The sequence below is a fragment of the Mesorhizobium sp. NZP2234 genome, from assembly GCF_013170765.1.
GTDB lineage: Bacteria > Pseudomonadota > Alphaproteobacteria > Rhizobiales > Rhizobiaceae > Mesorhizobium > Mesorhizobium loti_D.
In genome coordinates this window covers 1,835,001-1,860,502 of the sequence record NZ_CP033364.1, presented here as the reverse complement: position 1 = coordinate 1,860,502, position 25,502 = coordinate 1,835,001, and the positions used below count along the sequence as shown (strand labels likewise).

At 63.0% G+C, this 25,502-nt stretch carries 24 protein-coding genes, 1 tRNA gene and 2 rRNA genes (1 of these 27 only partly in view); 13 read left to right on the top strand and 14 right to left on the bottom strand.

The annotated features are described in order from the left end of the window. Positions 1 to 167 precede the first annotated feature (167 nt). On the top strand, positions 168 to 515 hold the full coding sequence (locus EB230_RS09115) for a GFA family protein (protein WP_056568314.1): 348 nt from the start codon (positions 168 to 170) through the stop codon (positions 513 to 515). Between the two features lie 16 nt (positions 516 to 531). Here the strand turns inward: EB230_RS09115 and EB230_RS09110 are convergent, their stop codons facing one another. Continuing rightward, positions 532 to 1,440, bottom strand: coding sequence for an SDR family oxidoreductase (locus tag EB230_RS09110; RefSeq protein ID WP_056568311.1), 909 nt, complete (start codon positions 1,438 to 1,440; stop codon positions 532 to 534). Positions 1,441 to 1,537: 97 nt separating this feature from the next. Here EB230_RS09110 and EB230_RS09105 point away from each other — a divergent pair, with 97 nt between their 5' ends. Further along, positions 1,538 to 2,116 carry a TetR/AcrR family transcriptional regulator gene (locus EB230_RS09105; RefSeq protein ID WP_210261340.1) on the top strand — a complete coding sequence of 193 codons (579 nt, stop codon included), beginning with the start codon at positions 1,538 to 1,540 and terminating at the stop codon, positions 2,114 to 2,116. A 37-nt stretch (positions 2,117 to 2,153) separates the two neighbouring features. On the opposite strand, the gene EB230_RS09100 is transcribed toward EB230_RS09105, so the two are convergent. Continuing rightward, positions 2,154 to 3,368, bottom strand: coding sequence for an MFS transporter (locus EB230_RS09100; RefSeq protein WP_056568305.1), 1,215 nt, complete (start codon positions 3,366 to 3,368; stop codon positions 2,154 to 2,156). Between the two features lie 91 nt (positions 3,369 to 3,459). Here EB230_RS09100 and EB230_RS09095 point away from each other — a divergent pair, with 91 nt between their 5' ends. Further along, a complete protein-coding gene (locus tag EB230_RS09095; RefSeq protein ID WP_172372104.1) occupies positions 3,460 to 4,446 on the top strand; it encodes an AraC family transcriptional regulator in 987 nt (328 codons plus the stop codon). 48 nt (positions 4,447 to 4,494) lie between these two features. Here EB230_RS09095 and EB230_RS09090 read toward each other — a convergent pair whose 3' ends face one another. The 7 genes from EB230_RS09090 to EB230_RS09060 all read right to left on the bottom strand — a co-directional run bounded on the left by EB230_RS09090 (position 4,495) and on the right by EB230_RS09060 (position 11,205). Then, positions 4,495 to 5,580: an ABC transporter ATP-binding protein gene (locus tag EB230_RS09090; protein WP_172372101.1), complete on the bottom strand. Its 1,086-nt coding sequence runs from the start codon at positions 5,578 to 5,580 to the stop codon at positions 4,495 to 4,497. Further along, entirely contained in the window at positions 5,580 to 6,683 is a 1,104-nt protein-coding gene (locus EB230_RS09085) for an ABC transporter ATP-binding protein (protein ID WP_172372099.1), read from the bottom strand. Before EB230_RS09085 ends, EB230_RS09090 begins: the two co-directional genes overlap by 1 nt. Next, on the bottom strand, positions 6,680 to 6,904 hold the full coding sequence (locus tag EB230_RS09080) for a hypothetical protein (protein WP_056568293.1): 225 nt from the start codon (positions 6,902 to 6,904) through the stop codon (positions 6,680 to 6,682). The genes EB230_RS09085 and EB230_RS09080 overlap by 4 nt, the downstream gene beginning before the upstream one ends. Then, complete coding sequence (locus EB230_RS09075; RefSeq protein ID WP_172372097.1) at positions 6,901 to 7,860, bottom strand: carbohydrate ABC transporter permease; 960 nt, start codon at positions 7,858 to 7,860, stop codon at positions 6,901 to 6,903. The genes EB230_RS09080 and EB230_RS09075 overlap by 4 nt, the downstream gene beginning before the upstream one ends. A gap of 1 nt (position 7,861) precedes the next feature. Then, positions 7,862 to 8,767 (bottom strand): sugar ABC transporter permease, encoded by a 906-nt coding sequence (locus EB230_RS09070; RefSeq protein ID WP_056568286.1) that lies wholly within the window; start codon positions 8,765 to 8,767, stop codon positions 7,862 to 7,864. Positions 8,768 to 8,835: 68 nt separating this feature from the next. Continuing rightward, a complete protein-coding gene (locus EB230_RS09065) occupies positions 8,836 to 10,152 on the bottom strand; it encodes an ABC transporter substrate-binding protein (RefSeq protein ID WP_172348494.1) in 1,317 nt (438 codons plus the stop codon). 357 nt (positions 10,153 to 10,509) lie between these two features. Next, positions 10,510 to 11,205, bottom strand: coding sequence for a TetR/AcrR family transcriptional regulator (locus EB230_RS09060; RefSeq protein WP_056568280.1), 696 nt, complete (start codon positions 11,203 to 11,205; stop codon positions 10,510 to 10,512). 51 nt (positions 11,206 to 11,256) lie between these two features. Here EB230_RS09060 and EB230_RS09055 point away from each other — a divergent pair, with 51 nt between their 5' ends. Genes EB230_RS09055 through EB230_RS09045 form a run of 3 tightly spaced genes read left to right on the top strand, consistent with a single transcriptional unit; the run spans position 11,257 to position 13,759 of the window. Then, the gene (locus EB230_RS09055; protein WP_172372094.1) at positions 11,257 to 12,453 is read left to right on the top strand and encodes a Tm-1-like ATP-binding domain-containing protein; all 1,197 of its coding nucleotides are present in this window, start codon (positions 11,257 to 11,259) and stop codon (positions 12,451 to 12,453) included. An 11-nt stretch (positions 12,454 to 12,464) separates the two neighbouring features. Next, a complete protein-coding gene (locus EB230_RS09050) occupies positions 12,465 to 13,328 on the top strand; it encodes a phosphoenolpyruvate hydrolase family protein (RefSeq protein WP_056568278.1) in 864 nt (287 codons plus the stop codon). Positions 13,329 to 13,333: 5 nt separating this feature from the next. Further along, on the top strand, positions 13,334 to 13,759 hold the full coding sequence (locus EB230_RS09045) for a cupin domain-containing protein (protein WP_056568274.1): 426 nt from the start codon (positions 13,334 to 13,336) through the stop codon (positions 13,757 to 13,759). Between the two features lie 155 nt (positions 13,760 to 13,914). On the opposite strand, the gene EB230_RS09040 is transcribed toward EB230_RS09045, so the two are convergent. Beyond that, the gene (locus EB230_RS09040) at positions 13,915 to 15,102 is read right to left on the bottom strand and encodes a Xaa-Pro peptidase family protein (RefSeq protein WP_056568270.1); all 1,188 of its coding nucleotides are present in this window, start codon (positions 15,100 to 15,102) and stop codon (positions 13,915 to 13,917) included. 367 nt (positions 15,103 to 15,469) lie between these two features. Between EB230_RS09040 and EB230_RS09035 the strand changes: the two genes are divergently transcribed. The 6 genes from EB230_RS09035 (at position 15,470) to EB230_RS09010 (ending at position 21,184) form a co-directional block, all read left to right on the top strand. Then, on the top strand, positions 15,470 to 17,080 hold the full coding sequence (locus tag EB230_RS09035) for an ABC transporter substrate-binding protein (protein WP_172372092.1): 1,611 nt from the start codon (positions 15,470 to 15,472) through the stop codon (positions 17,078 to 17,080). Positions 17,081 to 17,212: 132 nt separating this feature from the next. Continuing rightward, positions 17,213 to 18,199 (top strand): ABC transporter permease, encoded by a 987-nt coding sequence (locus EB230_RS09030; RefSeq protein ID WP_056568264.1) that lies wholly within the window; start codon positions 17,213 to 17,215, stop codon positions 18,197 to 18,199. Continuing rightward, positions 18,196 to 19,026 (top strand): ABC transporter permease, encoded by an 831-nt coding sequence (locus EB230_RS09025; RefSeq protein WP_056568261.1) that lies wholly within the window; start codon positions 18,196 to 18,198, stop codon positions 19,024 to 19,026. Before EB230_RS09030 ends, EB230_RS09025 begins: the two co-directional genes overlap by 4 nt. After that, positions 19,023 to 19,820: an ABC transporter ATP-binding protein gene (locus EB230_RS09020; protein WP_065005527.1), complete on the top strand. Its 798-nt coding sequence runs from the start codon at positions 19,023 to 19,025 to the stop codon at positions 19,818 to 19,820. Before EB230_RS09025 ends, EB230_RS09020 begins: the two co-directional genes overlap by 4 nt. Further along, positions 19,817 to 20,593, top strand: coding sequence for an ATP-binding cassette domain-containing protein (locus tag EB230_RS09015; protein ID WP_065005526.1), 777 nt, complete (start codon positions 19,817 to 19,819; stop codon positions 20,591 to 20,593). Before EB230_RS09020 ends, EB230_RS09015 begins: the two co-directional genes overlap by 4 nt. 84 nt (positions 20,594 to 20,677) lie before the next feature. Then, positions 20,678 to 21,184 (top strand): L-2-amino-thiazoline-4-carboxylic acid hydrolase, encoded by a 507-nt coding sequence (locus tag EB230_RS09010; protein WP_056568253.1) that lies wholly within the window; start codon positions 20,678 to 20,680, stop codon positions 21,182 to 21,184. A 438-nt stretch (positions 21,185 to 21,622) separates the two neighbouring features. On the opposite strand, the gene EB230_RS09005 is transcribed toward EB230_RS09010, so the two are convergent. Beyond that, positions 21,623 to 22,405, bottom strand: a complete 783-nt coding sequence (locus EB230_RS09005; RefSeq protein WP_056568248.1) for a DeoR/GlpR family DNA-binding transcription regulator — start codon at positions 22,403 to 22,405, stop codon at positions 21,623 to 21,625. Positions 22,406 to 22,570: 165 nt separating this feature from the next. Here EB230_RS09005 and EB230_RS09000 point away from each other — a divergent pair, with 165 nt between their 5' ends. Further along, the gene (locus tag EB230_RS09000) at positions 22,571 to 23,368 is read left to right on the top strand and encodes a hypothetical protein (RefSeq protein ID WP_172372089.1); all 798 of its coding nucleotides are present in this window, start codon (positions 22,571 to 22,573) and stop codon (positions 23,366 to 23,368) included. A 548-nt stretch (positions 23,369 to 23,916) separates the two neighbouring features. Here the strand turns inward: EB230_RS09000 and EB230_RS08995 are convergent. The 3 genes from EB230_RS08995 to EB230_RS08985 all read right to left on the bottom strand — a co-directional run. Next, positions 23,917 to 23,993, bottom strand: a tRNA-Met gene (locus EB230_RS08995). 228 nt (positions 23,994 to 24,221) lie between these two features. Continuing rightward, positions 24,222 to 24,336 (bottom strand): 5S ribosomal RNA (gene rrf / locus EB230_RS08990). Positions 24,337 to 24,489: 153 nt separating this feature from the next. Beyond that, positions 24,490 to 25,502, bottom strand: a 23S ribosomal RNA gene (locus EB230_RS08985); it runs 1,785 nt beyond the window's last position.

The following is a 25,502-nucleotide window of genomic DNA, read 5'->3' as shown; positions in this document are numbered from 1 at the left end:
TAAAGCAATTTCAGGAAAAGTGCGTGCGGTTTTCCCCGGGCAAAGCGCATGGCGCTTTTGCCCTTCGGAATTGCGAAAAAACAAGGACTTAACGCAGCCGGTTGGGCCTGCGAAAGGCATAGCCCGGCTAGCGTGCCTTTGCACCTGCCAGCGATAGGAAGATACTGATGCTGTACAAAGGCAGCTGTCACTGCGGCAAGGTCGGCCTCGAATTCAAGGCGGAACTGACCGGTGCCATCAGGTGCAATTGTTCGATCTGCTCACGCAAGGGCGCCTTGCTGTGCGCCATCCCGCATGAGAGCCTGACCGTCCTGGCCTGGGGCGATGATCTGGGCACTTACACATTCGGCAACCACACCATGGCGCACCGCTTCTGCCGCACCTGCGGCATCCACCCTTTCGCCGAGGATATCCGCGAAAGCGGTGAACGCACCGCCTACATCAACCTCAACTGCGTCGCCGATATCGACCCGTCCACCTTGCCGGTCTTCGATTTCGACGGGCGTTCGGCCTGAGCGCTCCCATGCCGCATCACCGGTAGCCCGTTGCGTCGGCTGGCTTGCCGGCGTCCTGGACCTCCGGCACGTAGCGCCAGGCGTCGGGCCGCGAACCGTCGAGATCGGTAAAGCCGTAGACCTGCGCCAGCCCGCCGCTGGACAGCGACTGCCCGTTCCAGCGTGAGCGATTGGGATCCGCAGCCAACGCGGCAACGGCGCGCCCAACGAAGCGCGGCGTCTCCGAAATGACGAAATGCGGCACCGTGGCGGTCGCATCACGCCAGTTCTCCTCGCGCACCCCGAAGGCTTCCAGCATCATCTCCGACCGTAACCAGCCGGGCGTCAGCGAGACTGAGGTGGCTCCGTGTTTCGCAAGGTCCTTGGCATGGGCCCAAGCCATGCGGTTCACGGCGACCTTGGCGAGATCGTAGAAAGGCGACAGGCGGTAGTGATCGGCATTGTATTCGGCGGTGCCGTCCGTGACTTCGACCAGCAGCCCGCCTGGCTGCTCGATCATGAGAGGCAGCGCATGGTGGGCGGTGATCAGATGCGTGTCTATGGCCAGACGCAGCATGCGCAAACCGTTCTCCAGATTGTGGTCCCAGACTGGCTTGTCCCATTCGAACAGCTTTTCACCGCCCCAGATGTCGTTGACTAGGATATCGAGACGGCCCTGTTCGGTGCGGATGCGCTCGACCAGACTGCGCACATCGTCGGCCACGAGATGATCCACCTGCACGGCGATGCCCCTGCCGCCGCTCGCCGTAACCATTTCCGCCGTCTCCTCGATTGTTTCGGGCCGGGCATACTCGGATTGCCGCGCGCGCGTGCTTCGCCCAGTGACATAGACAGTGGCGCCGGCAGCGCCGAGCTCGACCGCTATGCCGCGCCCGGCACCTCGTGTGCCACCGGCAACCAGGGCAACTTTTCCTTGCAACGTCATTGAACGCTCCCAAAAACAGCACCATCGATCAAATGGGGATGGCTTGCGCCACGTCCATCATATATAAATGATCATTCGGTTATATTGGAATGTCAAGATGACCCGCCCCAAGACCCAATCCGACGAGCAGGTGCTGGAGAGCGCATTGCGGCTGATCCACGAGCATGGCCCGGAGGCGCTTACCTTCGAGCGTCTGGCAAAGGCCTGTGGCCTCTCCGGTGCAACATTGGTGCAGCGCTTTGGAAACAAGGCGCGGTTGAATCAGCGCACTTTGCTGCATGCCTGGGACGGTCTCGACGACAGGACCAGGACGCTGGCCGCCAGCGTGCCCAAGACCCCGGCCGGCGCCATTGAATTGCTGGTGGCTCTGTCGCAAGGTTATGGCGGCATCGAAGCCTATGCCGAAGGCCTGCTCGTCTTGCGCGAGGATCTGCGTGACCCCGTGCTCAGGACGCGCGGCGCGGCCTGGAAGACAGCCCTTTGCAAGGCACTGGCGGCTTGTTTCGCGGCAACGCCCACACCGCCCCCGGACATCGGCCTGCTGATGGCGTCGCACTGGCAAGGCGCCCTCCTGTGGTGGAGCTTCGACCCGACGACTGAAGTCGCCACCTATATCGAGGACAGTCTCAACCGCTTCGTTGCCGCCATCACAACGGCAGCGGCCCGAGAACCATAATGGCTCTCGGGCCGCTGGGCAGGTCAGGGATGGGAGATCATTCGGCCCGCTTCGGGCCGCGCAGGAACACGACGATCGCCGCCAGCAGCGTTGCAATGCCGCAATAAGCGAAGGCGCTGGCCACGCCGGTATGGTCGACCAGCAAGCCGCCGAAGACGGCGCCCAGCGCGATCGCCACCTGGAAGGTTGCCACCATCAAGCCGCCGGCACTTTCGGCCTGGTCCGGTGCTGCCCGCACCAGCCAGCTCTGCAGCCCGACCGGCACCGCGCCGAAGGCAAAACCCCAGGCGGCGACGGCGGTGGCGGCAATCGTCGGCGAGGCGCCAAAGATCAGCATCGAGGCGGCGGCCAGCGCAATCAGCAAGGGCGCCAGGGCAACGGCCGCCTTGAGATTACGCTCCGCCAGGATGCCGCCGGCGATATTGCCGAAGAAACCGCCGACGCCATAGGCCAGCAGCACCAGCGAGATCGTCTCGATGTCGAGCACCGGCACCTTTTCGAGGAACGGGCGCACATAGGTGAAGCCGGCAAAATGCCCGGACGCGACCAGCAGCACGACCAGCAGGGCCACCCGGATCGACGGCCGCTCCAGCACATCGAGCAAGGTGCGGAAGCTTGCGACGCCCACCGGTGGCAGCTTTGGAATGGTGGCCAATTGCACCAGCAGCGCCAAGGCGCCGACGATGGTCGCAATCATGAACGCCGTGCGCCATCCCCAGATGTCGCCAACATAGGCGCCGACCGGAGCGGCGGTGACGGTGGCCAGCGAGACGCCGGTGAGGATGATCGACATGGCGCGCGGCATCAGCCGCATCGGCACCAGCCGCAAGGCCATTGCCGCCGACATCGCCCAGAAACCGCCTAGCGCAACGCCGAGCACGACGCGGGCAAGCAGAAGCATGGACAGCGATGAGGCAAAGGTTGCCAGGAGGTTGGACAGGATGAGGAATGCCGTCAGCATCCACATGACAAGCCTGCGGTCCATGCGCCTTGTGATGATGGCCATGGTGGGCGCTGCGATGGCGCCGACTATGGCTGTTGCCGTCACCGCTTGACCGGCCACGCCTTCGCTGACACCGAGATCGCGCGCCATCGGCGTCAGCAGGCTGGCGGGCAGGAATTCGGCGGTGACGAGACCGAAAACGCCAAGCGCCAACGAAACCACGGCACCCCATGCCGGCTCGGCTCGTTCATCGGATTCTGTGGAGTTCAGAAGTGCGGCGTCGATGACGCCTGTCGCGGGTTCGGCCATGGTCAGTCTCCGATTTGTTTGCAGCGCAACATTTGGCTGCGATGCAACATAGGGAGTGACGGGTTGGAGTTTCCATGCTAGAAACCCCATCATGCATGACCATTCGTCCAAAATCCCGATTACCGGCGACCCACTGACAGACATATTGCGGGGCCTGCGTCTCGACGGTGTCGAGTATGGCCGCTGCGAAATGAAGGAGCCTTGGGGTATCCAGTTCCCGGCTCAGCCCGGAGCCCGGTTTCATTTCATCGGCCGCAAGGGCTGCTGGCTCAAGCAGCCATCCGGCGAATGGGTGCAGCTCAATGCTGGCGACGCTGTGCTGCTTCCACGAGGCGAGGCGCATGTGCTGGCCAGCGAACCCGGAGCGCGGGCCTGGCCGATCCATGGCTACGAGCTCGAGGAGGTCTGCAAGGACGTCTATTGCACGTCAAACGCGGAGATGTGCGACAAGAATTGCCAGCCCGGAACGCTGCTGTTCTGCGCCGCGATGTATTTCAACATCGACGGCCTGCACCCCCTGCTCGGCATGATGCCGGACGTGATGCGCACGCACGAGCTGGAAGCCTACGAGCCCGGCATTCCACATTTGCTGGAGTCCATGGCGCGCGAAGTGACGATGGAGCGTGTCGGCTCCGGCGGCATCCTGGCACGGCTGGCCGATGTGCTTGCCGCCACCGTCATCCGCTCCTGGGTCGAACGTGGTTGCGGCGATTCCTCCGGCTGGATCGCCGCGGTCAAGGACCGCGACATTGGTCGCGTGCTGGCCGCCATCCATCTCGAACCTGACCATGACTGGACGGTCGAGTCGCTTGCCCGGATGATGGGCGCCTCGCGCTCGGGCTTTGCCGAACGCTTCGCCACCATCGTCGGCGAAACGCCGGCAAGATATGTCACCCAGGTCAAGATGCATCAGGCGCGTCAGTGGCTGGTCCGCGACCGGATGAAAATATCAGTCGTTGCGGCCCGCCTTGGCTATGAATCGGACGCCGCCTTCAGCCGTGCCTTCAAGCGCGTCATCGGCGCGGCGCCCAGCCATCTGCGCGCCGAGGAACAGGCCGAAATCCGCCAGGCCAGTTGAGCCGATGTCCTTCGTTGCAAGGCTACCCGGCTGATCAGAAACAGCGCTTCACCCGGCGTGGCGCAAGCTGACACCGCTGCCCTTGTCGAACAGCACCACCTTGTCCGGGTTCCAGGCAAAACGCACCGGCTGTTCGATCGCGACATCGGTCCTGGCCGGCACCGTGGCGCGCAGTGTTGTCTCGCCGACGCGCAGCGTCAGGATCTTCTCGACGCCATGATTTTCCACGTCATGGACACGCGCCTCGACCGGAGCGCCGCTTTCCAGATAGACATCTTCGGGACGGATGCCGAAGACGAGCGGGCGACCGTCGGTCGCCGCACTCGTCTTGGCTCCCCCAGAAAGCGGCAGCTCGAAATTCATCGGCGCCATCACCGCGCGGTTGTTGACCAGCCTGCCATCGATGAGGTTCATCGGCGGCGAGCCGACGAAGCTCGCCACATAGGTATCGCGGGGATTGTTGTAGATCTCGTGCGGCGTGCCGGTCTGGACGATGCGGCCATGGTTGAGCACGCCAACCTTGTCACCCATCGACATCGCCTCGATCTGGTCGTGGGTGACGAACAGGAATGTGGCGCCCAGCTGTATCTGCAGGTTCTTCAGTTCCGTGCGCAGCGCCTCGCGCAATTTGGCATCGAGCGCCGACAGCGGCTCGTCCATCAGGAACACGCGCGGCTTGCGCACAATGGCGCGGCCGATCGAGACACGCTGCATCTCGCCGCCGGACAGGCGGTCGGTCTTGCGGTCGAGCAGGTGCTCGATGCGCAGTGTGCGGGCAGCGCGGTCGACGCGATCCTTGATCTCGGCATCGGGCAGCCGGCGGATCTTCGGCTTCAGCGGGAATTCGAGGTTTTCCCGCACCGTGTAGCGTGGATAGAGCGAATATTGTTGCAGCACCAGCGCCACGTCGCGTTCGGCCGCGCCCCAGTCGGCAACGTCGACGCCGTCGATCAGGACCTGCCCCTCGCTCGGTTTCTCGAGGCCCGCGATCAGCCGCAGCGTCGTCGTCTTGCCGGCGCCCGTCTCGCCGAGCAGCACGAAGAACTCGCCATCGGCGATGTCGAGATCGAGCCCGGTCAGGGCCGTGTGATTACCGAAACTCTTGGAGATATTCTTGAGCTGGATATGGGCCATCACAATCTCACTTCCAGCGACTTGCCGCTTGCCTTGTCGAAGAAATGCGCCTGCGTCGGATCGATGCGCGCAAAGACCTTCTCGCCGGGCCCCGAGATGAAGCCGCTCTTGGTACGCGCGCGCAGCATCTTGGAGCCGACCTTCAGGTCGACGATATCGAAGGACCCGAGCGGTTCGACGATCTGCGTCTCGACGGGCATGAAGCCGTCGGCCGCGTCACGGCGAATGAGCACGCCTTCCGGACGGATGCCGAGCGCCAGCTGGCCGCCAGCATGGCCGTTGAGCTTCGACAGCAGCGCGCGCGGAAACTCGAAGCCGGTGGCCGCGTCGCCGACCGTCACCGATGCGGACGCGGCTTTTTCAGCCACCGCCGCGTCGGCGACATTCATCACCGGGCTGCCGACGAATTGCGCCACGAACAGATTGGCCGGGCGCGAATAGACCTCGTCGGGCGTGCCCACCTGCTGCAGCACGCCTTCATGCATGATGACGATGCGGTCGGCGAGGCTCATCGCCTCGATCTGGTCGTGCGTGACATAGATCGTGGTTGAGCCCTGCTTGATGTGCAGCCGCTTGATCTCGGCCCGCATCTCCTCGCGCAGCTTGGCATCGAGCGCGCCGATCGGCTCATCCATCAGCATCGCCTTGGGCCGCCGCACCAGCGCCCGGCCGATGGCGACGCGCTGCATGTCGCCGCCCGACAGCGCCGATGGCTTCTTGCCAAGCAAATCCGATATCTGCAGCGTCTTGGCGACCGAGCGCACCTCGCTGTCGATCTCGGCCTTGCTCTTGCGCGTGGCGCGCAAGGGAAAGGCGATGTTCTCGTAGACGCTCATATGCGGATAGAGCGAGAACGACTGGAACACCATGGCGATGTCACGGTCGGCGGCCTTCAGATGCTGGACCGGCTTGCCGTCGATGAGGATGTCGCCCTCGTCGATCGTCTCCAGCCCGGCGATCGCGCGCAGCGTCGTCGTCTTGCCGCAGCCCGATTGGCCGAGCAGCACGATGAACTCATTGTCGGCAATCTTGAGGTTGAGGTCCTTGATGACCTGGACGGCGCCGAAGAATTTCTGGACGCCGCGAAGCTCGATCTGGGTCAATGCTCTGCTCCCGGATTTCGCACTGCATGGCCGGTGCCGGCCTCCTCCTCAGGCGCGATCTTCGAGGTGATGTTGAAGCCGATCAGCCCGATCAGGATGATGGTCAGGCCGTATGTGTGCAGCAGCATGTTCCAGGGCTGGCACAGTGCCACGATGCCAAGCACCATGAGCACCTGCGAACCAGGCTCCAGATATTTCTGATTGATGGCGCGAAAGCTCATTTGCGGATCGCTCCGAAGGACATGCCGCGCAACAGATGATTGCGGAGCAGGAAGGTGAAGATCGCGACCGGCAGCAGGAACAGGAACGTCCCGGCGGCGATCACCGTCCAGTCGGGCAGGCCGGAGCCGACCTGGCTGGGGATGAAGGGCGGCGCTGTCTGCGCACGGCGATTGGTCATGATCAGCGCGAAGGCGTATTCGTTCCATGCCGTGATGAAGCAGAACACCGCGGTGGCGGCGATGCCGGTGGCGGCCTCCGGCAGCACGATCTTGAAGAAGGCTTCCATGCGCGTATAGCCGTCGACGAGGGCCGCTTCCTCATATTCTTTCGGGATCTCGTCCATGAACCCCTTCATCAGCCACACCGAGAAGGACAGGTTGAAGGCGGTGTAGAGGATGATCAGGCCGACATGGGTATCGTTGAGGCCGACCGCTCGGTACATAAGGAACATCGGGATCGCCACCACCACCGGCGGCAGCATGCGTGTCGACAGGATGAAGAAGAGCAGATCCGCCTCCCCCTTCACCTTGAAGCGCGAGAAGCCGTAGGCGGTGAACGTTCCCATGCCGACCGCCAGCACCGTCGAGGTGATGGCGATGATCAGCGAATTCAGGAAACGGCTCGGATAGCCCGACCACTGCACCTGGCCCTTGCCGTCGCGCACGATCTTCTCGCCGCCATCGAAAACAACCCGCTCCCACCATGGCGCCGCCGCATACTCTTCGGGCGTCGGCGGACTGCGCAATTGCGAGCGCTTGGTGAACAGCTTCACGAAAGGCGAGATTTCCGGCTGGAAGACGACCGTCGGCGGGATGGTCGTGGCCAGGTTGCGCGGCTTGAATGCCGTCGAGGCGATCCAGTAGATTGGAGCGAGGAAGATGATCGTCACCACCAGCACGGCGACGATGGCGACGCGGTTGAAGCCGATCTCGGAAGAGGTGCGCACGGCAGCCATCTCAGCGCTCCTTCACCTTGTTGAGGTATTTGACGTAGATGTTGGTGATGGCCAGCACCATGATCAGCACGATGTAGGCCATCGCGCAGGAGCGCCCGGTCTGCCATTCCTGGAACGCCATCTTGTAGAGCCGGATCGAGATCAGTTCAGCCGTCGGCTGGCTGGTCAGGATGTAGGCGAGGTCGAAAGTCTTGAACGCTTCCATGGTGCGGAAAATGACCGCGATCATCAGGATCGGCGCCACCAGCGGCAGCGTGATGCGGAAGAACGTATAGAACGGCCCGGCGCGGTCGATCGCGGCGGCCTCGTAGAGATGCTTCGGCACCGCCGAGAGCCCTGCCAGCGACAACAGCATGACGAAGGGCGACCACATCCAGATGTCGGTCAGCGCGACGGCGTAGAGCGCCATCTTGGGATCGGCCAGCCACTCGAAATTGCCGAGCCCAAGCGCATAGTTGATGACGCCCCACGACGGGTCGTAGAGAAGCTTCCAGAACAAGCCGACAACAGCCATCGACAGCATCATCGGCAGCAGCAGCAGCGTGGTGATAAGGCCCTTTAGCGGGATGTCGCGGTTGAGCAGCATCGCCACGCCGAAACCGACAAGCAGCTGACCGGCGACCGAGATGATGACGTATTTCGCCGTGATGGCGAAGTTGGACCAGACATAGGGATCGTTGAGCAGGTCGCGATAATTCTGCAGCCCGACGAAATTCGCCGGCGCGTTGGTCGAGGCCCGGAAGTCGGTGAAGGAATAGCCAAGCGAATAGATCAGCGGAAAGATGTTGAAGACGATCAGGAACAGGACCGTCGGAACAATGAAGAGGTTGCGGATCGAAATGTCGCTCAGGCCGCGCGTGGCCGCCCGCGAGGACCTGTCCAGCGTTGTGATCATCGTGGTCGCCAAGACCCCTCTCCCATTTGCAGAAAAAGAAACGGAGGAGGCACCACCGCCCCCTCCGTGAGGCATGATTGTTACTGAACGCGGCCGTACTTCTTGAACGTCGCGTTCCAGTCTGCGGCCAGCGCGTCCAGCGTTTCCTTGGCGGTACCGTCGCCGCCGATCATGTAGGGGTAGATGCGCTGGTTGAGCTGCTGCAGCAGTTCGGCGTATTCCGGCACAGCCCAGAAGTCCTTCACCTTGAACATGGTCTCGTAGAAGGCCTTGTTGTAAGGCGTTGCGCTCTGGAATTCCGGCGATTTGAGCACCGCCGCGCTGCAGGTGTAGCCGCCAAGGGCCGCCCACTTCTTCTGGGTCTCGTCCTTGATGAACCATTCAAGGAACTTCATCGCCTCGTCCTGCTTCTTCGAGTACGAGATGACGGAGATGCCCTGACCTCCGAGTGCGGCGAACTGGTCGCCATTCGGTCCCGGCGGGTTGGCGAAGAAGCCGGTGTTCTTGGCGTTCGGGTTCGAGGCCTCGTTGATCAGCGAGGGGAAGAAAGCGAAGAAGTTCATGCTCATCGCCGCCAGGTTCTCGGTGATCGCCTGGTTGTCCTCGACGAAGAACGATTTGGCCCAGCCGGGAGGCGTGAACTTGTAGAGTTCCTTGTAGGCGTCGAGCGCGGCTACGGCCTTGTCGGAATTGATGTGGCCATCGACCTTGTAGGTCGCATAGTCACCCAGCTCGCCGCCGTAGGAGAACAGCGCGTTCTCGAAGCCCATTGCCATCGCGTCATAGGAATTGTCGGTATAGATCGCGATGCCGTAGCGCTTCTGGTCGGGCCGATAGAAGAACTCGGCTATGTCGCGCAGCGCCTTGAAATCCTTCGGCACATCGAGGTCGTAGCCATACTTGGCCTTGAACGCTTCCTTCTCCTTGGGATCCTCGAACCAGTCCTTGCGGTAGGACCAGCCGACGGCGTCGCCTTCGAGCGGAATGGCCCAGTACTTGCCGCTGTTGCCGGGATATTCGGCGTAATATTTCACCGTCGCCGGCGCCATGACATTGCCGAGATCGTGCTTCTTGAAGAAGTCCGTCAGGTCGACATAGTGGCCACCGGTCGAGCCGGCGCCCAGCCATTGCGAGTCGCCGACGACCAGGTCATAGGCGTCACCATGGGCGTTGAACTCGGTGAAGGCCTTCGTCTGGAAGTCGGCCCACGGCGTGGTCTCCACCGTGATCTTGACGCCGGTTTCCTTCTCGTACTCGTTGCCGAGTTCCTGCAGGTAATTGGCCGGATCCCATTCCGCCCAGAAGATGGTGAGCGACTTTTCCTGCGCGTAGACGGACGTTCCGCAGGCAAGCGTTAAGCCGATACCAGCAAGCATGCTGGTCACTAACTTGCGCATAATGATTTCCTCCCTTGTGCGCATTCTACCTTGTCGTACGAGCCGGCGACGAAGCCGGCCCTGGTAGTTCCTCCCGTGATCGCACCTTTCCGGTTCCGGGCCTCCTCGCCCTGCCGGAAAATGGATCGCAGCCCTCACTTGATCCACTTTTCTTTTCTAATCTGGTATTACCAATTTTGCGTCGTCGTCAAGCCCTTTCTTGGAAGACGGGGCTGGCCATTCCGACGGAATCCAGGCTTTATCTGCCTGTTTTCCAATGATTTTCCTACTCAATGATACGCAAGGGTGTTGCACAGCTCCCTGCGTCAGGGATAATATTGATAGTCGACATGCAAATCTGGTCGAACCAGATAGATCCTACTTCATGGCCACCCCTGAGCCGTCGTCGCCTCCATCACCAATCGATTCCGCCACCGCCGCGCGCACCAGGGCGCCTGCCGCCCATTGCGCGACGGACCGCGTCTTGCGGCTGTCCAGACCCCAGATATCCTTGAGCACGATCAGCACCTCGACGCCGAAGATCAGCGACAGCGCCTGCGCCAGACGCTTGAAGTCGCGCGGCGGCAAATGGCCCTTGAGCGGCGCGATCGCCTGCTGCAGCAAATCGACGCGATGACCGCGCGTGAAGGCCGGCTCGCCGCCCAGCGTACCGGCCTGGCGTCGCGCCCATTGATCGAGCGACAGTTTCAGCGCCGCCTTGAACGTCGCCTCAAAAGCCTCGATGCGCGGCATCGCCGTGTCGAACAGATCCGCGACCCTGCGCTCGGCGTCGGCAGAGGTCGATTGCCAGGTCAGGATTGGTCCCAGCCCCTCGTCGACGACGGCCTGCACCAATGCCGCCTGGCTGGGGAAATAGCGGTAGGCCGTGGCGCGGGAAACCTGCGCCGCTTCCGCCACCTCGCTCACCGACGGCGTGACGCCCGCCTGCATCAGCCGTATCGCCGTCTCAAGCATCAGGCGTTTCGTGCGCGCCCGGGGTCCACGCTCGGCGGCCTGGCCGCTTCCCCGCTCCGTGTCGTCGCGTGCAGTGGCTCGTTGACGTGAGATATCCATATCAATATGATACGCGCGTCTCAAAAATTTGCAATGACCTGGGAACCGCCCATGAAGCGCATCTACGTCGTGGGCACCGCCGACACCAAGGGCGAGGAACTTGCCTTCCTGGCGGACGCTATCGCCGCCACGGGCGCTGCCGTTTCTCGCGTTGATGTCGGAACACGTGCTTCAAGCGTTCCCGTCGACATCAGCGCGAAGCAGGTGGCCGGTCATCATCCTGACGGCAGCGCGGCCGTGCTCGGCGGCGATGACCGTGGCGCCGCGGTTGCCGCCATGGGCACCGCCTTCACCCGCTTCGTCCGATCGCGAAGCGACATCGCCGCCGTAATCGGCATAGGCGGCGGCGGCGGCACCTCAATCATCACGTCGGGCATGCGTGCGCTGCCGCTCGGTCTGCCGAAACTCATGGTCTCGACGCTCGCCTCCGGTGACACGGCGCCTTATGTCGACGTCTCCGACATCATCATGATGCCATCGGTGACCGACATGGCGGGGCTGAATAGGCTTTCCCGCGTCGTGCTGCACAACGCCGCCCAGGCGATATCGGGCATGGCGACAAGCCCGGCGCCGGCGCCCGACGGCAAGCCGTCGATCGGGCTCACCATGTTCGGCGTCACCACGCCTTGCGTGACGGCGATCGCCGATCAGCTCCGCTCCGGATATGATTGCATGGTCTTCCACGCCACCGGCACCGGCGGCCGCAGCATGGAAAAGCTGGCCGACAGCGGCCTGCTGTCCGGTGTCATCGACATCACCACGACCGAGGTTTGCGACCTCCTGTTCGGCGGCGTGTTGCCGGCAACGGAGGATCGCTTCGGCGCGATCGCCCGCAGCAAGCTACCCTATGTCGGTTCGGTCGGCGCGCTCGACATGGTCAACTTCTGGGCGCCGTCGACCATACCGGAACGCGATCGCGGCCGGCTTTTCTACGAGCACAATCCCAACGTCACGCTTATGCGCACAAGCGCGGACGAATGCCGCGCGATCGGTGAGTGGATCGGCACCAGGCTCTCCCTCTGCGAGGGGCCGGTGCATTTTCTCATTCCTGAAAAAGGCGTCTCGGCACTCGACATCGAGGGCGGTGCCTTCTTCGATCAACAGGCCGACGCTGTGTTGTTCGAAGCCATCGAGCGCTCGATCAAGCCAAGCGCCAACCGCCGCGTCACGCGCTTGCCATTGCACATCAACGACCCCGAATTCGCCAGGGCCGCGGTCGCGGCTTTTCTCGAAATAGCCAGACACTGAGGTTCCAAGAAATGCCCGCAATACCGCGCAAGGACATACTGAAGAAATTCCGTGGAATGATCGACAAGGGCGTGCCGATCGTCGGCGGCGGCGCCGGCACCGGCCTGTCGGCCAAGGCCGAGGAAGCCGGCGGCATCGACCTGATCATCATCTACAATTCCGGCCGCTATCGCATGGCCGGTCGCGGCTCCGCCGCCGGCCTGCTTGCCTATGGCAATGCCAACGAGATCGTCAAGGAAATGGCCTATGAGGTGCTGCCGGTGGTCAAGAAGACACCGGTGCTGGCCGGCGTCAACGGCACCGATCCCTTCGTCATCATGCCGCTGCTTCTGGCCGAGCTGAAGACGATGGGCTTTTCCGGTGTGCAGAACTTTCCGACCATCGGCCTGTTCGACGGCACCATGCGGCAGAGTTTCGAGGAAACCGGCATGGGCTTCGGGCTCGAGGTCGACATGATCGCCGAGGCGCACAAGCTCGACCTCTTGACCACGCCCTATGTCTTTAACCCCGACGAGGCCCGCGCCATGACCAAGGCCGGCGCCGACATCGTCGTTGCCCATATGGGCGTGACGACGGGCGGCTCGATCGGCGCCACCTCGGCCAAGTCGCTCGACGACTGCGTGGTCGCGATCGACGCCATCGCCGAGGCGGCACGCTCGGTGCGCAAGGATGTCATCCTGCTTTGCCATGGCGGCCCGATCTCGATGCCGGATGACGCCCGCTACATTCTGTCTCGCGCCAAGGGCCTGCATGGCTTCTACGGCGCGAGTTCGATGGAGCGGCTGCCGGCGGAAGCCGCGATCGCCAGACAGACGGCCGATTTCAAGGCTGTCACACTGGGCGACACAGCGACCACGAAGAAAAAGAAGGGATGAGAGAGATGACGGACAAGAGCAAGGTGTTTGTCTATCCGAAGGACGTCAGCGCCTTCGGCTTCGACTGGGGCAGGCTGGCGCTGACGGTGGCACCGGAAGTGAATGGCGCTACCCGCTTTTCCGGCGGCGTCGTCGACCTGCCTTCCGGCAAGGGCCACACCCGCCACAACCATCCGGGCGCGGAAGAAATCATCTTCGTCATCTCGGGCCATGGCGAGCAGATGGTCGAGGACGAGAACGGCAATCCGGTGGTGGCGAAGGTCGGCCCCGGCTGCACCATCTATGTGCCGGAAAGCCGGTTTCATTCGACTCTGAACACTGGCGATGAACCGATGCAGCTCTTCGTTGTCTATTCACCGGCTGGGCCGGAACTGGTGCTGCGTGAGTTGCCGGATTTCAGGCTGATCCCAGCGGGGCAACTGACCGACTAGATTTATGCGAGGGCAGCGCTGCCCCTCATTGTCCTGCCGGACATTTCTCCCCGTATAGTGACTGGGAGAAAGCGCTGCTATCGACGCTGCACCCTTCTCCCGTTCTACGGGGAGAGATGCCGGCAGGCAGATGAGGGCGGCGGCGGCGTTCGACGTTAAAGACCACCCCGGTTCCATCCCCTGCCGCGATCACCGAACATCACATAGCCAGCGTCCGTCACCGCAAGCGTATCCTCCAGCTTGATGAAGCCGCGTGTCGGGTGAAGCATGGTCGTCTCGACCGACAGCACCATGTTCTTTTCCAGCGGCTTGGCCGCATAGGTGCCTTCATAGGTCACCGGATGGTTGGTCATCAGGAATGGCGCCTCATGCGTGATCAGGCCCATGCCGTGGGCGAAGAAATCCGTATAGGCCGCGACCTTGGATTTCTTCAGCACGCCTTCGGCATGCGAAATCATGTCACCGCCCAGCGTGCCCGCTCTGACCTTCGAGAACGCCGCCTGCTGCACCGCCTCGACCTCGGCCAGCAGATCCTCCAGCTCGGCGTCCGGTTCACCCAGAATGCCCATCCGGCAGAGGTCGCCGATATAGCCGTGGTAATTGCCGCCGGAATCGATCGACAGCACCTCGCCCTTCTTCCAAGCCTGCGGTGAGGCGGCGCGGTTGTGGCTTGAACCCAGCGTCAGCAGGCAATATTCGAAATGCGCGCCGCGATTGGTTTCCTCGCGCCGCAAATGTTCGATCATCTCGACCTTGGTCGTGCCTTCGCGCGCCCAGCCGATGGTCGCCAGCATGGAATCGGTGATCAGTTCGGAGGCGGTGCGCAACTTCTCCAGTTCGGCGTCGGTCTTGATGGCGCGCATGCGTTCCAGCATGTCGGTCGCGTCGATCAGTTTCGCTTCCGGCAGCGCCTTGCGGATCAGCGTGTAGGCATCCGACGGCAGGAAGCCGGGCTCGATGCCGATGCGGGCACCGGCCTTGCCGATCTTTTGCAGATGTTCGACGGCAAGATTGGCGGCGTCCAGCGTGCCCCAGCAGGCGGCGTGCAGCGTCGGTGTCCAGAACGGATGGTTCTGGTGCTCGCCGCCTTCCATGCGGTTGCCGATATAGGCCGCGTGATCCGGGCCGCCCTTTTCGTAGACGACGATGGGCAGGTAACGGCTGTGGCCGATCGCATCCATGGCGGCGAAGAAGATGAACTTGTAGCCGCCGAGCAGGTACTGGGTGTTGTGCTTGGAAGTTGCGAGCAGCACATCGATGCCGGCCTCCTCCATCAGCCGGTCGACCCTCGCCTGGTCAAATGGGATATTGCTGACGGCATTCTTGCCCGGCGCAATATTCATATCTCTCTCCCCGAATTTGCCTGGGATCGATGCTGTTTCGCCCATATCCCTTGGCTGTGGATCAAATCTGCACCATTTCGCCCACTCTGGTCTAGCCAGAAATACACGAACGGCGCTGCTGGACGGTCACCAACTCGTCATCTGTCGCATATGCGCCAAATCTGGTCCTACCAGATTGGCGAACCTGGATCCGTTCTGTCAAACTGGTCCAGCGGACGAAAATTTCAAAGCCAAGCGAGGATGCGCCAATTCCGTCTCTGGCGAAACCCTCGGCAAGGCTCATAATCGCCGCCGCAAGGATGCCGACGCCGGCATTCGAGGGGTGTTGTCGCGCCCGAAGGGGTCGCGGAGAGGACGGAGTTCGATCATGCCAGGTTCCACGATTTCCAGACGCACGATGCTTGCCGGCTCGGCGATGCTTCTGGCCTCCACGGCCATGCCGACATTGGGCTGGACGCAGACGCCGAAGAAGGGTGGACGGCTGGTATTGGCCGCGGACTCCGAACCGCGCAACCTCAACCCGGCGATCGTCGCCTCCAACGGCGTCTTCTTCATCTCCAGCAAGATCGTCGAAACGCTGGCCGAAGCCTCCTTCGATGGCAAGGACGGGCTCGCGCCACGCCTGGCGCTGAGCTGGGAAGGTTCCGCCGATGGGCTCTCGGCGACGTTCAAACTGCGCGAAGGCGTCAAATGGCATGACGGCAAGCCGTTCACCTCCGCCGACGTCGCCTTCTCGGCGCTGCAGATCTGGAAGCCGCTGCAGAATCTCGGCCGCACCGTGTTCAAGGACCTTGCCAGCGTGGAGACGCCTGACGATCTCACCGCCGTCTTCAAATTCGCCAGGCCGACCCCGTTCCAGCTGATCCGCAACTCATTGCCGGCGCTGAGCAGTGTCGTGCCGAAACACGTCTACGAAGTCGGCAAGATCGAGGACAACCCGGCCAACACCGCCCCCATCGGCACCGGCCCGTTCAGGTTCGGCGAGTACAAGGCCGGCCAGTATTATCGGCTGATCAAGAACACCGATTACTGGGGGAAGGACGAGCCCTATCTCGACGAGATCATCTACCAGGTTCTGCCCGACCGCACCTCGGCGGCGAGCGCGCTCGAAGCCGAGGAGATCCAGCTCGCCGCCTTCTCCGCCGTGCCGCTGGCCGACCTCGACCGCATCTCCAAGGTGCCCGGCCTGAAGGTGATCTCCAAGGGCTATGAGGGACTGACCTATCAGCTCGTCGTCGAGATCAACCATCGCCGCAAGGAACTGGCCGATCTGAAAGTGCGCCAGGCCATCGCGCACGCCATCGACAAGGACTTCGTCGTCAAGACGGTGTTCCTCGGCTATGCCGCGACTGCCACCGGTCCGGTGCCGAAGAACGATCCGCAATTCTACACCGCCGACGTGCCGACCTATGCCTTCGACGTCGCCAAGGCCAACGCGTTGCTCGACGAAGCCGGCTACAAGAAAGGCCCGGACGGCAAGCGCTTCACGCTGAAACTTTTGCCGGCGCCCTATTTCAACGAGACCAAGCAGTTCGGCGACTATCTGCGCCAGGCACTGGCAGCCATCGGCATCGACGCGCAGTTGGTCAACAACGATTCCGCCGCGCACATCAAGGCCGTCTACACCGACCATGCCTTCGATCTCGCCGTCGGCCCGCCCGTATTCCGCGGCGACCCGGCGATCTCGACCACCATCCTGGTGCAGAGCGGCATTCCCGATGGCGTGCCGTTCTCCAACCAGGGCGGCTACAAGAACGATGCGCTCGACGCGCTGATCACCAAGGCCTCGGAAACGCTCGACACCACGGCCCGCACCGACCTCTACAAGGAGTTCCAGAAGGAGGTGACAGCCGACCTGCCGCTGATCAACGTCGCCGAATGGAGCTTCATCAGCGTCGCGCGCGACACGGTGGGCAACATCGCCAACAATCCGCGCTGGGCTGTCTCGAACTGGGCGGACACATATCTGGCTGGCTAGCGTTCCCTGCAGGCTTGCGCGTCGCAAATCCGGGTGCTCAAGGTTCGAGAATGAGAGTTCCTTCGTGCCCCCCTCTGTCCCGCCGGACAGCGCCAACCTCACCCTCCCCCTTGTGGAGAGGGTAAGGCGACCATGACCCGCGCCCTCACCCTCATCCGCCGCCGCCTCCTCGGCAGTGTCTTCGTGCTGCTGATCGTCGTCATCGGCACTTTCCTCTTGCTCGAGGCCGCACCCGGCGATGCGGTCGACGCATACATCGTCTCGACCGGCGGCGACGCCGGCATGATCGAATTGCTGCGTCATCGCTGGGGTCTCGACCAGTCGGAACTGACGCGGCTCGCCAACTACCTCTGGGCGCTGCTGCATTTGGATCTCGGCCAGTCGGTAACCTTCTCCAGGCCGATCCGCGACGTCATCCTCGAGCGTCTGCCCAACACGCTTCTCTTGATGGTCAGCGCTACCGCGCTGTCCTTCGGCCTCGGCTCGACACTGGGGATCTATGCCGGTGCCCGCCCCGGCAGTTTCCGCGACCGCTTCCTCTCGATCGGCTCGCTGGCGCTCTATGCCGTGCCGGGTTTCTGGCTCGGCCTGGTGCTGATCGTGATCTTTGCCGTCGACCTGCGCTGGCTGCCGATCGGCGGCATTGAGAGCCTCGCCTCCGACAAGACCGGTCTCGACCGTGCGGCCGACATCGCCGTCCATCTTGTCCTGCCGGTTTGCGCCCTTGGCTTCATCTATCTGGCGCTCTACCTGCGCATGATGCGCGCCGGCATGGCCGAGGCCTGGCGCCAGGATTTCGTGCTGGCCGCCCGCGCCAGGGGGCTGTCGCGCCGCCGCATCGTGCTCGCCCACGTCGCCCGCAATGCGCTCTTGCCGCTGGTCACCATGCTTGGCCTGCAGTCGGCGCAGATGCTCGGCGGCAGCGTTGTTATCGAGAGCGTCTTTTCCGTGCCCGGCCTCGGCCGGCTGGCGCAGGAAGCGGTGGCTTCGCGCGATACGCCCCTGCTGCTCGGCATCATCCTCACCAGCGCCGTCCTGGTCATCATCATCAACCTTCTCGTCGACATCGCCTATGCCTTCCTCGACCCGCGCGTCGGTGCTGGCGAGGCCAGCGCATGAACCCGCTGCGCCGCTTCCTGCGCACGCCCGAGGCCGTCGCCGGTGCCATCCTTCTGGCCGCGCTGATTGCGATGGCGCTCTTCTCGCCGCTGCTGTTTCCCGGCGACCCGCAAGCCATCGCCGGCCCGGCGCTGCTGCCACCCTTCCAGGATTGGTCGCTGCCGCTCGGCACTGACCGGCTCGGCCGCGACGTGCTGGCGGAGCTTTTCCATGGCGCCCGCACCTCCCTGGCCGTCGGCCTTGCAGCAGCGGCGGCGGCACTCGCCATCGGCGCGGTGATAGGCACTCTGGCAGGCTTTGCCGGTGGCCTCGCCGACGAGGTTCTGATGCGCATCACCGACGCCTTCCAGACCGTGCCGAGCTTCCTGCTCGCGCTGGCCTTCGTCAGCGTCGTCGGACCATCGCTCGGCATTGTCGTCGCGGCGATAGCGCTCGGCACCTGGACCGGACCGGCTCGCATTGCCCGCGCCGAAGTCCTCTCCATTCGCGAGCGCGATTATGTCGCCAGCGCCCGCGCCATCGGCATGCATCCGCTGGCGATCGCCTTTCGCGAGGTGCTGCCCAACGCCTTGCCGCCGGTTCTGGCAATGTCCTCGGTGATCGTCGCCGCCGCGATCCTCACCGAGGCGGCCTTGTCCTTCCTCGGCCTCGGCGATCCCAACCTCGTCACCTGGGGCGGGATGATCGCGGAAGGCCGCGCCGTGCTGCGCACCGCGCCCTTCCTGTCGATCGTCCCAGGAATAGCGCTGGTGTTGACGGTACTCGGCGTCTATCTGGCCGGCGAAGGCATCGTCGAAACGACGGCGGTCAGAAGAGGCCTGTCGTGACCGTGCTGGCGTCGATCCGCGACCTGACGGTGACTTACCGCCGCGACGGCAGCGAGGTGGCGGCGCTGAAGGACGTCAGCTTCGATATTATGGCCGGCGAGCGCCTTGCCATCATCGGCGAAAGCGGCTCCGGCAAGAGCACGCTGGCGCTGGCGATCGCGGGGTTGCTGCCGGCTTCATCATTGGTTGGTGGGAGACTTGAATGGCCCGGCCATGGCCAACCTCCCCTCGGCGGTCGCGACATCGGTTTCGTCTTTCAGGACCCTTCCGCCAGTCTCGATCCTGTCATGACCGTCGGCAAACAGATCGCCGAAGTCGCCCGCACTCATCTCGGCCTTGCCTGGCCTCAGGCATACGCGAAGGCAAGAACCTTGCTCCAACGCGTCCACTTGCCCGACCCGGACTCGGCCCTGCGTGCCTTTCCGCATCAGCTCTCCGGCGGCCAGAAGCAGCGCGTGGCGATCGCCGCCGCGATCGCTGCCGGACCGAAGCTGCTGATCGCCGACGAAGCGACCAGCGCGCTCGACACCATCGTGCAGGCCGAGATCGTCGCTTTGATCCGCCGGCTGGCGGCCGAGGACGGCATGACGCTGCTGTTCATCAGCCACGACATCGCCCTGGCGGCAGAGCTCGCCGAGCGCATCGCCGTCTTCCGCCACGGCCAGCTGGTCGAGCTTGGCGCGACGGCACGGATTGTCGGCGCTCCAACTCAAACTTACACCCGCGCCTTGCTCGACGCCCATATCGGGCTCGACGCTGAACCGCTACTGAATCGAAGCGAGCTCCACGGATGAGCTTGCTCTCGGTGTCCAACCTCACCAAACGCTACCGTCGCGGCGGCAAGACCGTCATCGCGGCCGACGATATCTCTTTTCATATCGAACCCGGCGAAACACTGGCATTGGCCGGCCCCTCCGGCAGCGGCAAGTCGACGATCGCGCGGCTGGTGCTGCGCCTGATCGAACCGGATGCCGGCCGCATCGAATTCGAGGGCGATGACTTCCTGGCCTTGCGCGGAGCGACACTGAGAGCACGCCGCGCTCGCCTGCAAATGGTGTTCCAGGATCCACTCGCCGCCTTTAACCCGCGCGCCACGGTGGCGCGTGTTCTCGATGACCCCTTGCGCATCCATGGAGTCGCCTCCCGCACCGAGCGCCCGCGGCGCATCGCCGCCTTGCTCGAGCGCGTCGGGCTGACGGCCGATCTGGCGCCCCGCGCCATCCATGAAATTTCCGGCGGCCAGCGGCAGCGTGTGGCCATCGCTCGCGCCATCGCCACGAAACCGTCGTTGATCGTGCTTGACGAAGCGGTCTCGGCGCTCGACGTCTCGGTGCGCGGACAGATCCTCGATCTGTTGCTTGACCTGCAAAGGCAGGAACGGATCGCCTATCTCTTCATTTCCCATGACCTCGGCGTCGTCCGCGCCGCCGCCCACCGCGTCATCCTTCTCGATGCCGGACGGATTGCCGAGAGCGGCGACGCCCGTGCCGTCATCGATGCACCGCAATCGGCCATCGGCAAGGCGCTGGTGGCGGCGGCGCCGAGATTGAACAGGACCAGACCATGATTCGAAAGTGGGACCCGGTTTTCTCGGACAGACGGGAACCGTTTTGTCCAGAGATCATGGTCAAACAACAAACCAGGACACATCATGACTGATCCGCAAGCCAGAGCCGAGAAACTGTCGCGCGAACTCGATACCGCCTTCCGCAACCGCGCCGATCTCTATCGCCTTTTCCTCGACGAACTGACCGGAGAGCTGGGCCCGGAAAGGGCGGAGGCGATCATGATCCGCGCCATCGAACAGCGCGGCAAGGAGGTGGCGGCCGCGGCCTTCGCCAGCTTCGGCGCTAATGACGCGCGCGCCATCGGCGAGGCCTTCCTGGCCGTCAGCCCTGATGGCGGCCAGATGTATCCGACCGATGTCGAGCGCGGCGATGACCGCATCGCCTTCAAGGTTAAGCGCTGCCCGCTGAAGGATGCCTGGGTCGAGGCCGGCGTTGGCGATGAAAAGCTCGCCACGCTCTGCCGCATCGCCGGCGCCTTCGACCGTGGCCTGTTCGAGACGACCGGCGTGCGCTTCGACAACGTCACCTGGACGCCCGGCCACGGCTCCTGCTGCTGCCACATCGCATTGACCAACCGCGATGCCGGCTAGGCGATCCAGAGTCTAAGGGGCGGCGGGATTCAGGTCAGGCCGAGCGTTTGCAGGCGGAGGCCTCGGCCGGGCGGCACACGCAGAACTCGGCCGCGCGCCGGCGCTGGCGCCCAGGTATCAATGTCAGGTCGAACCCGCCCAGCTCGGCGACGACGCCGGTGTGGTCGGCGCTGGCCTGCAGGCGCTGGCGGCGGGGCCGCAAGCGATTCCGGTTTAGCCCTTGGCCCTGTCCAGTCACGCCAGGCTCGACCGGCGCCCGCCGGCCATCCCGGTGCGGCCTATATCCCCGAACTGATCGAACTCGCCAAGCGCGCCAAGCCGCTGCGGCGCGGGCCGCTCTTCGACGTCGACACGACCAGGCCGATCGACTTCGACGCCATCACGGCCTGGCTGCGACCCAAATTGCTGGCGACGCATTAGATAGTCGGACGGCCCCGTTCAGCCGCCGCCCAGGACGTGGAGTTCCGTCCCAGCCGCTTCGATGACGGCGCGTAGCGCCGGCTGCGGCTCGCGATCGGTGACGATGTCGGAAAGCTCGCCGATTGCGCATACGCGTTCGAGGCTGTTGCGACCGAACTTGTCGTGGGTCACCACAAGCGCTGTCGACAGCGCTCGTGCGATCATTGCCCGTTTCACGGCGGCCGCCCCCGAGATCATGTCGCTGGGCCCGTCCACGGACAGGCTCGAGGCGCCGATGATCGCAACATCGGCATTGTAGCGCCTGACGAATTCCACCGTGTCCTCGCCGAGCACGCTGGCTTCGCGACTGTCATAGGTGCCGGGGCACAGGATAACCCGGAAGGTTGGATTGGCGCCGGCCACCGAGGCCACGCCGATGGAGTTGGTGATGATGGTCAAGTCGCGCCTCAGCTGCGAGAGATTGCGCGCCGCCTCGTAAGTCGTCGAGCCGCCGTCGATCATCACGACCTGGCCTTTCTCAACCAGTCCGGCCACGCCACGCCCGATACGGGCGCGCTCCTCGATCATGGTCTGGCTGCGCTCGGCGATTACCGGCTCGGACGTCACCAGCGAGATCGTCGCGCCGCCATAGGTTCGATTGAGCAGCCCCGCGTCGCCGAGCTCGATGAGATCGCGCCGAATCGTCTCGCCGGCGACACCAAGGCGAGTCGCGAGCCTGGAGATACGGATGGAGGCCGAGCGCCGCACTTCCGACAGAATGAGCTCATGCCGCTCCTTCTTCGATAGCCGGCTTTGTTCCATGATCGATCCTCCGCGAAGTCGACACTATTAACCATGCCGAAGCAGATGGGAAAGAGTCTCGCGAGGCCCGGCTGATTTGCCTCGATTCGAACGGGTCAAGCCGGATGCCGGCTGACAAGCGCAAGCGCTGCTGATCAGATGACGATTCTGACGAATCGTCGCAAAATGACGGAGATCGCAATGCATGTCGTGACATTGCTGAAGGCTGATATGTTCGACGTCGAGATCGATGGCAAGCCCGCTTCGATCTCGCAGGCCTTGCCGGACTGGACCCCGCATGACCGGTTCGGCCTGGTGATCGACGATGCGCTTGGCGGCATCGGTGCCACCCATCTGCTGCAGATCGCCATCACCTCCTTCTACGACACCAAGCCAAGCCGGCGCACCGAACTCACGGTCTATCCGGAGATCTATGCCTTCCACATCGGCAAGGGCTATGGCGCGCATGCACCGTATGATTTCTGGCCGGCCAGGCGTGAGGTGATCACCTCGCGTGATCATCGCGAGGTGCTCGACGCCATCAATGATCGCGGCATCACAAGGCTGGCCGTTCCCGACCGCCCGCCGCGCGAGGTAGTCCATCGGCCGAAGGAAGTCGATGCCGCGCTGGACCGCATCGCCTCGGCATTCGTCTACAGCCCGTCGGGCCGGGTCCCGGATCCCGACCTCGTCATTTCTGGCAACGACAAGCGAACCGAATACAACCCCAACAGTGCCTTGCGACCGCGTTACACCGGGAGCCGGCCGGCTTCTTTTTCAACGGCGGCCAAGCCGGTCAAGGAACTCGACTCGTCTTACCAGGACTGGCTTCGCAAGCGCGAGCACGATTTGACCGCCGAGGAACGCACCTTTGTCGAACGCCGCCGCCAAGAGTTGAGACGGGACGGCCTCGTCACCGAAACCTATCGGCGCGTCGATGTCCGTGAAGCCTTGATGCGACTGGCATCGGCCGGGCTCCGTTAGGCCCGGCTTTCCGCCCTTGCCTGAGGCGAGAAGCGTGACGCTGTCGCCGTCTTGGAGCTTGGATTGCGATTGTTTGGGTGGGCCGATCTTCTGGTTCTCCGCGCGGTGAAGGCGGGAGGGAAAGACCCTGAGCGGCTAGATTCGTCTGGGCTTGGTTTGGGATGGTCGCTCTGATTCGGCTTTCGCCGTTGGGTCGGGCGTTGGGTCCGGCTTCGGAAGGGTCTGCGCTTTGCGGCGGCGTCAGCGGAGGCTGAGCACCCGGATCCGGGGAGCGGGTTGATGGCGGCGGCCGCCTTCCAGGACGGGAGCGGCCCGCGGGCTGTGAGCCAGGCGGGCTGATTTGGGTGTTGTGGTTCATCCGGATAGCAAAACGGCCCGCCGGCGGGATGCCGGGCGGGCCGTTTATTGTCTGGTTTTGGGGACGGGATTTGGGTTTCTGTCCCGCGGCGTCGGCTTTGCCGCCTTGCGGGGCTCTGATGACGGGTTAAAATCGGTCGGCCACCACGGCCAAATACAAAAGAGCCCGCACAAGGCGGGCTCTTTTGATTTGGTTGCGGGGACAGGATTTGAACCTGTGACCTTCAGGTTATGAGCCTGACGAGCTACCGGGCTGCTCCACCCCGCGTCAACCCTAGGCAAGCGTTTGCTTGCCGAACTTAGCAAGCGTTTGCTTGCTTTGGCGGTAAGCGCACACCTACGAATAGGATGGCCTACAGATAGGTAGATGGCTCACCAAATGAAAGGGCCGCTTTCGCGGCCCGAGATCCCGTTGGCGGGCCTGTTCATAAAGAGAAGATTTCTCTGCGTCCGGATCATTTTGATCCTGGATGAGAGACGAACGTGCGTTTAGCAGACCTGGCAGCGACCTACTCTCCCGCGTCTTGAGACGAAGTACCATCAGCGCTGGAGCGTTTCACGGCCGAGTTCGGAATGGGATCGGGTGCAGCCGCTCCGCCATAACCACCAGGTCGGCAAAACGCACGTTGTTCGAGAAGCTTTTTGAGCGAAGAAGCATAGAGAGACGTCGGCAGCGGAGCTGTCGGTCGCCTCTCGGGGCTTTTTCGCTGGTCTTGTTGTGCCTTCATCGTCCCGATTGGGAGTGATGAGCATAAGGAATGAGAACGATCAAGCCGATCGAACTATTAGTACCGGTAAGCTTCAAGCGTTGCCGCTCTTCCACACCCGGCCTATCAACGTGGTCGTCTTCCACGGTTCTCAGGGAATACTCGTTTTAAGGTGGGTTTCCCGCTTAGATGCCTTCAGCGGTTATCCCGTCCGGATATAGCTACCCTGCTATGCGGCTGGCGCCACAACAGGTCCACCAGAGATCCGTCCATCCCGGTCCTCTCGTACTAGGGACAGATCCTTTCAATATTCCTACACCCACGGCAGATAGGGACCGAACTGTCTCACGACGTTCTGAACCCAACTCACGTACCGCTTTAAATGGCGAACAGCCATACCCTTGGGACCTGCTCCAGCCCCAGGATGCGATGAGTCGACATCGAGGTGCCAAACAACCCCGTCGATATGGACTCTTGGGGGTCATCAGCCTGTTATCCCCGGCGTACCTTTTATCCGTTGAGCGATGGCCCTTCCACGCGGGACCACCGGATCACTATGACCGACTTTCGTCTCTGCTCGACTTGTCAGTCTCGCAGTCAGGCAGGCTTATGCCATTGCACTCAGCGAACGATTTCCGACCGTTCTGAGCCCACCATCGCGCGCCTCCGTTACTCTTTAGGAGGCGACCGCCCCAGTCAAACTACCCACCATACATTGTCCCGGACCCGGATAACGGGCCGCGGTTAGACATCCATAGTAATAAGGGTGGTATTTCAAGGGTGGCTCCACCTGAGCTGGCGCCCAGGTTTCAAAGCCTACCACCTATCCTACACATGCCACTACGAATGCCAATGTAAAGCTATAGTAAAGGTGCACGGGGTCTTTCCGTCTAACCGCAGGAACCCCGCATCTTCACGGGGAATTCAATTTCACTGAGTCTATGCTGGAGACAGCGGGGAAGTCGTTACGCCATTCGTGCAGGTCGGAACTTACCCGACAAGGAATTTCGCTACCTTAGGACCGTTATAGTTACGGCCGCCGTTTACTGGGGCTTCGATTCAGAGCTTGC